Below are 12,978 nucleotides of genomic sequence, written 5' to 3' on the forward strand. Positions count from 1 at the left end.
ATTATTCTTCGTCGCTGTCATCCAGCCGCCAATAACCGACCGCTTTCACGAACTGATCATTCAACCCGTGCTCATCCAGCAGCACCCGGCGAATCTGTCGCGACACCTTGGTCTCGGTCGCCACCCACGCGTACAGATTGCCGCTGGGCACTTGCAGTTGTTTCACGCTGGTCAGCAGGTTGTTGCGGCCACCCTCGCGCAGCACCCAGATCACATTGACCTGCGCCGGACTTTCAAGCTTCTGCTGCTCGGCGCCGTTTTCCACTTCGACAATCACCAACGCCCGGCGATTGGCCGCCAGACCTTCGAGGCGTCGAGCGATGGCGGGCAGGGCGGTTTCGTCGCCGATCAACAAATAGCTGTCAAACATGTCCGGCACGATCATCGAGCCCCGTGGCCCGGCGATGTGCAGGAATTGCCCGGGTTTGGCCTGTTCGGCCCAGGTCGAGGCAGGACCGTCGCCGTGCAGCACGAAGTCGATGTCCAGCTCCAGCGTGTCCAGGTCATAACGCCGTGGCGTGTAATCACGCATCGCCGGCATCGGGCCGTTGTTTTTGCTGGCACCCAATACCATCGTTTCCAGGGCCGCTTGTTCGGCCGCGTTCTGCGGGAACAGCAGTTTGACGTGGTCATCCGTACCGAGGCTGACGAACCCGGCCAGTTCAGCACCGCCCAGGGTAATCCGGCGCATGCGCGGGGTCAGGTCGACCACGCGCAGCACTTCCAGACGGCGGCGTTTGATTTCATGCATGACGCGGTGAATGGTTTGCTCGATCACTTCAGTCATTCGGCATTCTCCTGAAAGGGTTGCACGAGAGGGCCATCGACGATGGCTTTGGCGGTGTCGTTGAGCAGGTCGCGCACCCGCAGGATTTCTTCCGCGCTCCAGCGCCCGTGGTGCATTTGCAGCGCATGACGCAAGTTATGCACCGCTTCGTGGATCTCGGCCGGCCTGTCGTGGCCACGCAAGGAACGCTTGCTCACGTCGATGCGCATCCGCACACCGTCCAGGGCAATCGCCTGCTCGCTTAAAGACAAACGTCCGGCGTCGGTCACGCTGTAGCGTTTTTTTCCACCTTCGGCATCGCCCTGGATCATTTCGCTTTCTTCAAGAAACGTAAGGGTCGGATAAATCACACCGGGACTGGGGCTGTAGGCGCCATCGAACATGCCTTCGATCTGGCGGATCAGGTCGTAGCCGTGGCAGGGCTGCTCGGCGATCAGCGCCAGTAGCAGTAACTTCAGATCGCCTGGGGCGAACACTCGCGGACCGCGCCCGCCGCGTTCCCGGCCGGGGCGTTTCTCGAAGCCGTCGCGGCCGTCACCGTGTTCGCGGTGGGGGGAATGATGGTCTCTCATTTCTCGTCTCTCTCGTCGCATTTAGATACAACGTAAGATATATCTTAACGGTTGGGCAAGCTGTTTTTCCTTGCATCTCGCCTGCACACGACCAACGGAGTCACGGCGCAGGACGGTTGCTAAGAGGACATTCACCGGATTTTTTTCACGGCTCGAAAATAACTTAAAAGTTAAAGTGATCACTCTATTGTGCCGGACGCGTGTTATAAAAAAACGTCCAGATTGCGTGTTTGCTAGTTGCAGTGGCTGTAATCTTTTTTTGCAAAAACTGTATGTAGTCTAAATATTACAGTTATCAATTCGATGCGCTTGTTTTTAATGATTTTATGTCAAGTTATTAGTCCTCATGACTACACGATTGCCGGAAACTTCCTACTTACATTACAGAGGAGATAGCAGATCATGCGCCGGGTTGAAAGTTGATATCTTTGCCGCTAGCTACGGATAGCCGTTAATTGATATGGACTTTTAATGAGACTCTTTTTCTTTTAACAAACAGGTATTGAGTAATGTTCAAGAAAATCGCAATCGCTACTCCAATGGCCATCCTGGCGCTGAGTTCTTCCTTGGCTTTTGCTGAAGGTGAAGCGCGTCATTCCATTAATGTCGTTGCATCGGTTCCAACCAAGGTTTTCCATGTACTACCCGTAGACCCCGATTTGATCGTCAGGGATCAACGTCTGAGCTACGACCCGATTGCCGATCAACTGAGCACCTTGCGTGCGCAGTTCGACACGAAAAACACCGATGGCTCGATTCACGCGATGCTTGAAGAAGAAGCCTACCTGTTCAACGGTGTTATCGCTGACAAAGTCCCGTTGACCGTGACTTTCAACGGCAAGGCGCTGAATCAGTCCACGCCGGTAGAAGTGGTTGGCGATGCTGAATCCACGCCAGGCAAACGTGTCGAACTGGTGGTTGCTCCCACCAAACCAGCCGGTGGCTATAAAGCGGGTGAGTACACCGGCGTGGTCGCCATGCGCTTCGACGCGGTACTTCCTACTCCTTGATGTTGCTTGATGCCTGATGAGAGCAAGTCCCATTAGGTACTCTTGACCGGTCGGCAGGTCATTGCACCTGTCGGCCGGGATTTTTACTGGATCGATTGTTCAAACCTAGAGTATCCCGTTCATGTTCCCGATGACTCCCATCGCGGCTGCGCTCGCACTTTTTTTTTGCACAAGTGCAGTTGCCGCGCCAACTGACAATGGCACGACACCCCGAAGTTTGCTTGCTCAAGCAAAAGGTTTGCCGGCGGACTTTGAAGAGCACTTCTTCGATGTGCCATTGGCTGTTCGGGTGGAACTTGATCAACAATTTCTGGGTGAGGCGATGATCGTGTTATCCCGCGATGATCGCGTCACTCTGCTTGAATTCGCTGATGTGGGTGACAGCAACATCACCGCCAGCGAACGTGAGATATGGGGCACTTACTTAAAGAAAGGCGTAGCGCTTGGCGCCTGTGAAGGCAGTTGCCCGGAGCAGATGCTGGCCGTGCACTACAACCTGCAAAACTCCCTGGTGTCGATCGTCACCGAAAACGCCGAACGCAACTACGAAGCCAAGCGTTATTACGAACTGCCCGAGAGCGGCAGCAGCGGCTTGATCGTGCGCAACCAGTTGAACCTGAACGGTGGTCAGGAGCAGGATCTGGGCGGACGTTATGGCCTGGAAGCCAGCAGCAGCCTCGGCAACTGGACCCAGAATCTGAACATGCAACTGGCCCGTTTGGGTGGCCCGGACGACAAGCTCTATCACGCGGTGCACGAGCTCTACACCCAGCGTGAACTTGAAGGCCGCTTTCTGCGCCTGGGTTATTTCACTCCGAACTCTGAAGGCCTGAGCCGTCAGCCACGTGCATTCGGTGCCAGCCCCGACACCGCGGCGGGCGTCATGTTTGGCAGCTCCGACAGCCTGGCCATCAACAGCCCCAAGCCCAGCGTGTACCCGATCTATGTCACCGCCAACCGCCAGGCGTCGGTGGAGATTTTCCGCAACGGACTTCTGATCAATACACAACCGGTCGATGCCGGCTTGCAAACCCTGGATACCCGGCCCTTGCCCGGCGGTATCTACGAGGTGGAAGTGCGCTTGATCGAAGACGGGCAGATCACTTCCACCACACAGGAACTGGTGTACAAACCGACCAACTGGCGCAACCAGGACAGCCGCTGGCGCTACAACCTGTTCGCCGGGCAGGAAAGCAAATTGCTCAGCAATTGGGACGAGCAGGCCTACGGCGACATGACCGCCGGCGCCGCCTTCAATTTCCTCCTGCATCCACGGGTGATTCTCGGAGTGTCGGGCCGTCAGGTGCGGGACAAAATGCAGTACGGCTCGTCGGTCGACTGGACCCTGGCCAACAACACCAGCCTGTTCGCCAACGTCTATCAGACCGAAGACCACGGCACCGGCATGGACCTGCAAGCGATGTACAACTATGGCGCCGGCAGTGTGTTTGCCACGCATAACCGCAGTTGGCTGGACACCACCAATACCTACGAAACCCTGCCCGACGGCACGCGGGTGCGTCAGCGCAATGTGTTCATCGGCCAGACGAGTACCTCGTCGTTGTCGGTGAATCATCGGGTCAGCAGCAGAAGCTCGATCAACGGGCGGGTGTCCCACAGCGATGGCAATATCGAAGGCGTAGGCGTGGACCTCGGCTGGACCCAGCGCGGCAATCTGTTCGGCAGCGATGCCAACTGGCGCTTCTCGGTCTTCGACCGGCCCGGCAGTTACAGCAGCGGCGACAAACGCAATCGCGGGGTCGACCTGAGCGTCAGCCTGGCACTCGGCGGGCCGGGTGAGCAGTGGTCTGGCAGCATTGGTACCCGCACGTCCCGTGAAGGTGATCGCGACAATAACGCTTCGATCACGTATCGCAAGGATCTGCAGGGCCACGTGCTGCAAAACGTATCGGCCACGGCGATTACCGACACCTACGGCGTCGGTTTATCCGGCACCGCCAATTTCAGCAACGAAATCCTTAATGGCGATGCCTTCGTTCAGCGCTCTTCTTTCAATGACAACCTCACCGGCGGCGTGAACCTGGACAGCACGGTGGCCGTGGGCGGGCAGAAAATCGTCATGACCAGCCAGCACCATGGGGCCGGGGCCGGAATGATTGTTGACGTCGAGTCTGACCTTGATGAAATCGCACTGCGCGCCGACGACCTGAGCGGCGGCAGCGCCACCCTGCGACCGGGGCGAAATTTCATCCCCATCACCGCCTACAAGAACAGTTCGGTGAGCTTCGACTTCGAGGGCAACCACCCACCGGCCGCGAGCATCCAGCCGCCACGCACGCGCTATCACCTGAACAAGGGCGGCGTGGACTACCGCAAGATCACCGTCAGCAGAACCTTGACCGTGTTGGGCCGTTTGATCGACCCCCAGGGCAATCCGCTCAAGGGCCACCACGTGATCAACCACGCCAGCCGTGGTGTGAGTGAAGTCGACGGGTTCTTCTCGATGGAAATGAACGCCGGTTCACCGACCCTCGAAGTACGGCATGGCAACCAGTTGTTGTGCCAGTTCCGACTCGATACGGCCAATGCGCGCAATGAAAACAATGTGCTGATGATCGGGGATTTGCGTTGTACGCCGGATACGTTGGCGGATGCAACTTACAAAGCTGAAAGCGCGGGTTGACCGGTCGTCTCTGTGCTTGCTCGCCCGTTTGCACTCAATCAATGAGGTTATATACATGAAACGCCTGATGGCACTCTTCGGTTTCAGCTTGTTTTCCCATGCCGCCCTGGCTGGGCCGCAGATTAATGTTGGTACGGTTTACGATTATCTCGACGGCGATAAAAGCACGTTTTTAAAGCGGGTCTTCAATGGCGGCGACAGCACGGCTTTTGTGAAGGTCAACATTCTGGAAATCGTCTACGACGCCAACGGCGCACCCCGTGAAATACCGCTCACCACTCAAGCCGATGCCAGCGCCCGTGACGGTTTGATGGCCAGCCCTGCGCGGCTGATCGTACCGGCCAACGGCATGCAGGGCACGCGTCTTTTGTACATGGGGGAGCGGGAAAAAGAGCGCTATTTCCGCGTACGGTTCGTGCCGGTGGTTCCGGAAAAAGAAGATGAGTTCGCGGTGTCCGCTGAAGAGCGCGAAGAATACAAAAAAGGATTATCCGCCGGTGTAAACGTGTTGGCCGGCTACGGCACGGTGTTTTTTGTGCGCCCCACACAAATGAACTTTGACAGTGTCATCAATGACGGCCCGCGCAAGTATGAGATTCGCAACAATGGCAACACCGTGGTGGTGATTGACGAGTTCAAGGATTGTTCGGTGAAACAAGAGACCGACTGTCAGCCGACTACTAAACATCACATCCTGGCGGGTCGGACTTTCCAGTTTGATAAGCAATCGGGGCGTGAATATCGCTTCACCCTGATCGAAGGTTCGGCGACGAAAAAGCTCGAAATAAAGGGATGAGAACCACCGTTGTTTATTTCAGGGTGGGCATCGATGTGAACGTGACAGGTGGTCAATATGTTTAAGTCAATCATTACCGCTACTTCAACGGTAGTCCTGATGCTGGTCAGTACTGGCGCATTGGCGATCAGAATAAGTGAAACCTTCGAAGTATCGGTCACTATCCCTACAGCGGCGTTTTATGTGATTCCGGCAGATCCCGACTGGATTCATCTGGAACAACGCCTGCCCTGGAATCCTGCCAGCGAAGAGTTGAGTCCTTTACGTAAATACTTCGATGTCAAGAACGACAGTGGCGCCATCGCCGCACGCTTGAGTTTTGAACCCTACCTGAGCAATGGCAGGGACAGTGACAACATTCCATTAGTCGTCACATTCAACAATCAGAGACTGACCCTCGACCCTGATGTAGTGATTTCGGAAGCGGATGGCAGGACGGGGAAGCGGGCAGGGCTGGAAATTGCCGCCGTCAAACCGGGTGATGGATATAAGCCCGGAAACTATTACGGCAGCGTGCATATGATTTTTGAAGCCATCTCGCCTTGATTGATTGTTCTGGCGTCAACAAATTGTTCAGCGTGTTCGAACAGGCAGGATTAATAGTGAACATTATCAATAAGCTTCAACAGGGGGCAAAATGGCTGTTGACCAGTCTTGTGCTGGGAGGCGGTTTTATAGCGGTGGCAGACGCGGCGGTGCAGAACATTACCGCTGTTTTCAGACCTGATCCCGCGAACCCTTTGACCAACAAGTTCGTCAACACCACGCCGGAAAGTGGTATTTGTCCGTGGCATATTCCGCAACGGTGCAAGGATTTGGGTATTTTCACCATTCGGACGGGAGACATCACCTTTGCCTCCAATACAACCATACTGGCTGGCCACGAAAATGAACGACAAGGGGCTATGTTCAAAGTGCCGTCAGAATGGCGTGACCTTGAAGTGGTCCATACAGCAACGGGTGAACGTCAGACAGTACAGATGCGCATTGCCGGAATAGGCAATCGCTGGGATATCCGCTCCCCGGGTGGAACCAATGCATGGGGCAACGTATACAACATGTGGCAAGGTGCACCAAGTCCCTGCTTGGCTACATCGTATATTGCGCATGCTCCTGGGTATTACGTTTTGTGGTTCTGGATAGTGCCTGAAGGGGCAGGCAGTTGCAGTCGTAGTGCGGTGGCCGATATTACTTCGCTTAGGTATGTCACTTTTGAATATGCATACGAGCTTAAAACACCAAATCCGTTGACTATGTCGTCCGGGCAATACACCGGGTCGATGTCCTATACGATCGGCCCCGGTCAGGATTTCGATTTTGGCGATGTAATGATCCCTAATGACGATACCCTGACCTTTAACATGTCGTTGGACATTGAGCATTCCCTCAAAGTTGAAATACCGCCGGGCGCCAATCGGGTGGAGTTGTTGCCTCAGGGCGGCTGGCAATCCTGGCTGAATCAGGGACGTAAACCCACGCGGTTATTCCGCGATCAGACCTTCAACCTTTCGGCTTCGTCGCGCTTCAAGATGAACCTGGAGTGCCAATACCCGGACGGCAATACATGTGCGCTGTCGGAGCCAACGTCGGTTCATAAAGTGCCACTGAATGTCAGCGTCAGTTTACCCAGCGGCCTGACGGATGCCACAGGGCAACCGGTCAATCGCCGTCCGCTGTTGAGTGACGGCAGCGGCACCGAATTGTTCCAGCCTGGCCATTACGTCGATCGAAAACCCGGAACGCTGCACTTTGAAATTACCCGGGATCATGTTGAACACATGCTGACCGGGGAAGGAAAGACCTACTCAGGGAATGTCACTGTGGTGTGGGATTCGGAAGTTTAAGCAGTATTGGTCCTCGAAAGGACTCGTAAATGCCTGGAATAGGAAAGTACATGGAAATTTCAAAGCGCGTGACACATCGGCTGGGCCAGTACTTCAGCGCCTCTTTGCTCATGTTGTTATCGGCAAGTGCAAGTGCACTGGAGCAGGAGATTACCGCGAAGTTCAGTCCGGACCCGGCTAATCCGCTGAAGAACGAATTCGTCAACACAACACATGAAACCGGTATTTGCCCCGGTCATGTTCCCGATACGTGTAAGGCGCTGGGTATCTTTTCGATTCGCACCAACTTCATTGCTCGGTCTAATGGACCGATTCTGGCTAATCATGAGAATCCCCGGCAGGGAGCTATGTGGAAGTTGCCCTCGGAGTGGCGGGATGTGCAAGTCACGCACACTGAGACCGGGGAAGTCGAGACCGTGCAAGTTCGCATTGCGGGTATCGGACACCAGTGGAGTCTGGATAAACCACCAGGTGTCAGTGCATGGGAACGGCCGGGCATCATTCGCTGGAGTGATCAATGGAGACACGCGCCCAGCCCCTGTGTAGGAATTAATCACTTCGCGGCAAGTACCACCTACGCCCTGTTTTTCTGGATCGTTCCTGAAGGAGCAGGAGTCTGCAGCAGGCAACCGGGCTACGATATTCCACTGTTCACGTACAGCTACCTGGAATACGCCTACGCGATCAAAACCCCCAAACCCTTGACGATGTCCACCGGGCAGTACGTCGGCAGCATTACCTACACCATGGGACCAGGTGCCGATTTTGATTTCGGTGACGTCATGATCCCCGAGGACAATCTGCTCACGTTCAACTTCACGCTGGATGTGCAACACACCCTCAAGGTTGAAATCCCGCCGGGCGCCAATCGGGTGGAGTTGCTGCCTCCGGGCGGCTGGCAAGCCTGGCTGAACCAGGGACGCAAACCCACGCGGTTGTTCCGTGATCAAACCTTCAATCTTTCGGCTTCGTCACGCTTCAAGATGAACCTGGAGTGCCAATACCCGGACGGTAATACGTGTGCGCTGTCGGAGCCAACGTCGGTTCATAAAGTGCCACTGAATGTCAGTGTCAGTTTACCCAGCGGCCTGACGGATGCCACAGGGCAACCGGTCAATCGCCGTCCGCTGTTGAGTGACGGCAGCGGCACCGAATTGTTCCAGCCTGGCCATTACGTCGATCGAAAACCCGGCGCGCTGCACTTCGAAATTACCCGGGATCATGTTGAACACATGCTGACCGGGGAAGGAAAGACCTACTCGGGGAATGTCACGGTGGTCTGGGATTCGCAGGTGTAGTTTTGCCAACCGGGGAGCAAAGCTGGCGCGCTGCGCTTTCAGCCGGCGCGCTCAACGCCTCGCCACTTCAACAGGCAAACACTGCGTGTGACTGCCCGGCTGCAAATAAGGCGTGAGAATCGGCGCCATGCCCTTGAGCACTTGCACCGGCAGCGCCGAGGTGAACTTGAAAGCTTCGGCCGTGCGGCCGGGCACAAACGCGGTCATGGTGCCGAAGTGGGTGTCACCAATGAAGAACACGAAGGTGGCGGTGCGGTTGATCGATTTGGAACTGAGGATTCGACCGCCAGAACCAATGGCTTCGATGCGGTTGTCCCCGGTGCCGGTTTTGCCGCCCATGCCCAACGGTTTGCCATCGGGCGTCATGAAACTGCCGGAAACGCGTTTCGCCGTACCGGCGTCCACCACTTGTGACAAGGCCTCGCGCATGGCTGCGGCGACTTCGGACGGCATCACCCGTTTGCCGACATCCGGATCGTTGATCAGCTTGGTTTCATACGGCGTATTCGCCGCGAAGTGCAGGCTGTCGATGCGCAGCGTTGGCATGCGCACGCCGTCGTTGAGAATCGTGCCGATCAGCTCCGCCAACGCCGCCGGACGGTCGCCGGAGCTGCCGATGGCGGTGGCCAGCGACGGCACCAGGTGGTCGAACGGATAGCCGACTTTCTGCCAGCGCGCGTGAATGTCGAGGAACGCTTCGATCTCCAGCATGGTGCGAATGCGGCCGTCGCGGGCTCCCTTGTGTTTGCTCTTGAACAGCCAGCTGTAAACCTCCTGGCGTTCAAACTGGCTGGCCTTGACGATGTCGCTCCACTTGGCGTCGGGATGATTCAACAGATAACCCATCAGCCACAGATCCAGCGGGTGGACTTTGGCGATAAAACCCTGATCCGGTAGATCGTAAATGCCGGGGGCGTAATTTTCGTAGAGCCGTTGCAGGCGCTCGTCCGTGAGTTTTTCGGTGAGCTTGGCGCCTGAGAGGTGCGAGCGCACGAAGGTGTTGAAGCTTTGCTGGCTGGCCTGAGGCAGTAGATAACGGTGCACGGCTGCGATGCGAATCGGCGTCGGGCGCATGCTGTCGAGGAAGGTCTCGAGCCGCGCCTGGGTGTCCTTGTTTTTGTATTTCTTCCAGAACTTCAGCAGGAACGAAGTCCCCTCGCGGTCGGCGAACTCGGCCAGGTATTCCTGACGCCGAGGATCGCGGTCGTCCCCGAGCAGTGCAGCGCTGTTGTTTGGGCCGGAGTAAGTGGTGTAGCGCACCAGATCCCGCATCAGTCGAATGAACGGCAGGTTGATCGATTCGCGCAGGGCATCACGCAGGGTCGGCAGGCGGCCGTTGTCTTCCTTGCGGAAGTTGACGAACGTGTGCAGCCCGCCACCGGTGAAAAAGGCTTCGCCGGGGCTGGCGGAATACTTGCGGTCCAGCGCGGCGCCCAGCATGGCCGGCAGGTTGCGGTCCTTGTTCTGAATCAGGTAATCGACGGCCCAGCGGCTCAGGCGATCCTGATCCGGGACGTCGACTTTCTTCAGTTCCGGGACGGTCATCTCGGCGTATTTATCGTGCAGCTCGGCGATGATTTGCAGATACGTCGTCAGCACACGCATTTTCGCGGTGGAGCCCAATTCAAGCTTGCTGCCTTCGTTGATGTCGAACGGCTGATCGGTGCTGTCGGTCTGCACCCGCACCCGGGAACCGTCCGGAGTCAGTTCGAACAGCGTGAAGCTGTAGCGCACTTGTGTGGTGCTGGTGGGCGTGAGCAGACGTTCGCCCATCAGGCCGATTTGCGTTGCAAAGACCGGGTCGGCCAGATGCTTGAGGTATTCGGTAGCCTGGGTTTGCAGATCGCCTTGCAGCGTTGTGGTGGCCGACAGATCGAGGCGGTCGAGGTCATACAGCGGCCGATTGAGCAACCCGCCCAGTCGACTGCGCGCCACACTGATGCCTTTGTTGGTTTCGATCGGTTGAATGGTCGGCTGGGTCTGCCAGTCGCGGTAGGTCACTTTGCTGGCCAGCGCGGCCGCCGCGAACGGCGCGTCGATCACGTAGTTCTGAGCCAGCAGGCGAATGTGGCTGTCGGTCAGGTCGGCCAGTTCGTCACGGCCCTTGGTCAGGTAGTGGGAAGGGCGGCGCTGGGCAATCATCAACGACAGCATCTCACGCAGGGCCAGACCTTTTTCCGCCAGGGCCTTGGGGTCCGTGTCGGTGCTGACCAGCCGTTCGTTGGCCTTGTTGAAATCCGCGCCGTACCAGACACGCAAACCTTCGGCCATGCCATGCACTTCACCATGGCCCGGCACAGCGGACAGCGGCACGCTGTTGAGGTAATCGCGTACCACGTTTTTGCGCGCCTCAAGGGTTTCCGGCCCGGCCTGATAGGCGCGCACGGTGGCGGAAATCATCTGGCGGATTTTTTCCCCACCCGACACCGTCAAGCCATCCGGTGAGTGACGGTATTTTTCGAGTTGCGTCGCCAGGGTACTGCCGCCCGCGGATTGGCCGGGCACGTGCAGCAATTTGGCAACTTGCGACCACGCGGCCATGCCGAACCGAGGCCAATCCACGGCGGGGTTGGCCCGGGCTTGACGAGGGTCGAGCAGGAAGCGGTTTTCGATGAACAGCAAACTGTTGACCACCACGGGCGGGATCGCATCGAAGCTTGAATAGAGTTGTTGCGGGTATTTGTACTGATACAAGGGTGCCGCCCGGCAATCGGTGATCAACAACCCGGCCTGGATCTTCTCCGGATAGGGCACGAAAAGGCCCTTGTCGTTGTAGTCCATCAGCGCCTGGGAAAATCGGGTCTGGGCCGAGATGACGTAATCACGCTTGAGCAACCGCGGCAGGAATTCTCCCAGCGAGCTGTAGCCCAATCGCAGATCGAAGGGCCCGGCGCCGGGGTAGCGAATGGCGTCGCTGGGGCCGGGTTGTAAATCATATTTCAGGGTCGCGGCAAACTTGCTGACTTCCCGGGATTGAAACTTCGAGGTGCGCATTTCCTTGGCGGCAGCCAGACCCACGACAATCGCGATAATCAACAACAACAACCAGAAGGCGCCCCAGCCGTGTTTCGTGCGACTACGGCGAGGTTTTTCAGGTAAAGGCGCTTCATCCACACGTTCAGTCGGAACCACAGTTTTACTCGAATCGGTTTGCCACAAAGCACCCATAGTCGACTGATCCATTCACGCAGATTGATCGGACTTGTCTGAAGCTTAGTCGGTGGTTGGCGATGGGGACAAAATTGTGAACAACCAAATGTCGAAAGTGCATCGCCCTTTGTGGCGAGGGAGCTTGCTCCCGCTGGGCTGCGAAGCAGACCCATTCCCTGTACCTGCGGTTCGTCTGATTGATTCGGTCTGTAGGTTTGTGCCTGCTGCGCAGCCGAGCGGGAGCAAGCTCCCTCGCCACAGTGTGAGGCATACCTTTGATTCAGTTTTAGAGCCAACAGGCATCCCAGATCGGGTAATCGCCGATTTTTTCCACCAGCCCCGCGCGCAGAGGGTTGGCGACAATGTAGCGAGCGAAGGGGCGCAGATCTTCGTCATCACGGATTGCCCGGTCGTGGTAGCCGCTCTGCCAGAAGGCGCCTTTACCGTTTAACGCTCGGTTGATAGTGAGCGTGCTACGAGATTTGGTAGCCTGCATGAGTTGACCCAAAGTGCTTTGCTCAAGTTGCACCAACCAATGAAAGTGATCAGGCATGATCACCCACGCTATCGAGCTGACCCATTCCAGTTCATGGGCTCGCCTCAGTTCCGCGACCAACAAGCGCCCCAATCGCCAATCGGTGAATTTCTGGTGGCGTTGATGCACAACCGCCGTTATGAGATAGGCCCGGCCTTGTTCTGAAAAGCGTCCCTGACGGAGCAAATGTGAGTTTGGTCGTGGATGCATTCCTTTGCTTCCTGGAAATAGAGTTCCATTCACGCTAGCCACACCTCGACCTACACGACGCTGTAAATACTGAGTGAATCTTCCGAAAGTCCTGACAGATCCAGTCAGGACACCATTTCTGTGGCGAGGGAG

10 protein-coding genes are annotated in these 12,978 nt (G+C 56.7%); 6 read left to right on the forward strand and 4 right to left on the reverse strand.

Annotated features, from left to right (window positions below):
• Nucleotide 1: 1 nt before the first annotated feature.
• Nucleotides 2-787 (reverse strand): siderophore-interacting protein, encoded by a 786-nt coding sequence (locus ACA073_RS05270; protein ID WP_497402132.1) that lies wholly within the window; start codon nt 785-787, stop codon nt 2-4.
• Nucleotides 784-1,359 (reverse strand): PadR family transcriptional regulator, encoded by a 576-nt coding sequence (locus ACA073_RS05275; RefSeq protein WP_497402134.1) that lies wholly within the window; start codon nt 1,357-1,359, stop codon nt 784-786. Before ACA073_RS05275 ends, ACA073_RS05270 begins: the two co-directional genes overlap by 4 nt.
• A gap of 509 nt (nt 1,360-1,868) precedes the next feature.
• Between ACA073_RS05275 and ACA073_RS05280 the strand changes: the two genes are divergently transcribed.
• The 6 genes from ACA073_RS05280 (at nt 1,869) to ACA073_RS05305 (ending at nt 8,951) form a co-directional block, all read left to right on the forward strand.
• Nucleotides 1,869-2,369: a CS1 type fimbrial major subunit gene (locus tag ACA073_RS05280; RefSeq protein WP_497402136.1), complete on the forward strand. Its 501-nt coding sequence runs from the start codon at nt 1,869-1,871 to the stop codon at nt 2,367-2,369.
• A 121-nt stretch (nt 2,370-2,490) separates the two neighbouring features.
• Nucleotides 2,491-5,013 (forward strand): TcfC E-set like domain-containing protein, encoded by a 2,523-nt coding sequence (locus ACA073_RS05285; RefSeq protein WP_497402138.1) that lies wholly within the window; start codon nt 2,491-2,493, stop codon nt 5,011-5,013.
• Nucleotides 5,014-5,068: 55 nt separating this feature from the next.
• A complete protein-coding gene (locus tag ACA073_RS05290; RefSeq protein WP_497402140.1) occupies nt 5,069-5,809 on the forward strand; it encodes a molecular chaperone in 741 nt (246 codons plus the stop codon).
• 57 nt (nt 5,810-5,866) lie between these two features.
• Complete coding sequence (locus ACA073_RS05295; RefSeq protein WP_497402142.1) at nt 5,867-6,355, forward strand: CS1 type fimbrial major subunit; 489 nt, start codon at nt 5,867-5,869, stop codon at nt 6,353-6,355.
• Between the two features lie 32 nt (nt 6,356-6,387).
• Nucleotides 6,388-7,653, forward strand: coding sequence for a hypothetical protein (locus ACA073_RS05300; protein ID WP_497403989.1), 1,266 nt, complete (start codon nt 6,388-6,390; stop codon nt 7,651-7,653).
• 50 nt (nt 7,654-7,703) lie between these two features.
• Entirely contained in the window at nt 7,704-8,951 is a 1,248-nt protein-coding gene (locus ACA073_RS05305) for a hypothetical protein (protein ID WP_497402144.1), read from the forward strand.
• 51 nt (nt 8,952-9,002) lie between these two features.
• Here ACA073_RS05305 and ACA073_RS05310 read toward each other — a convergent pair whose 3' ends face one another.
• Together ACA073_RS05310 and ACA073_RS05315 are read right to left on the reverse strand one after the other, a co-directional pair.
• Complete coding sequence (locus tag ACA073_RS05310) at nt 9,003-12,119, reverse strand: transglycosylase domain-containing protein (protein ID WP_497402146.1); 3,117 nt, start codon at nt 12,117-12,119, stop codon at nt 9,003-9,005.
• A gap of 268 nt (nt 12,120-12,387) precedes the next feature.
• Nucleotides 12,388-12,846, reverse strand: coding sequence for an REP-associated tyrosine transposase (locus ACA073_RS05315; protein ID WP_497403991.1), 459 nt, complete (start codon nt 12,844-12,846; stop codon nt 12,388-12,390).
• Nucleotides 12,847-12,978 lie beyond the last annotated feature (132 nt).

Source organism: Pseudomonas sp. LBUM1670 (genome assembly GCF_059695695.1).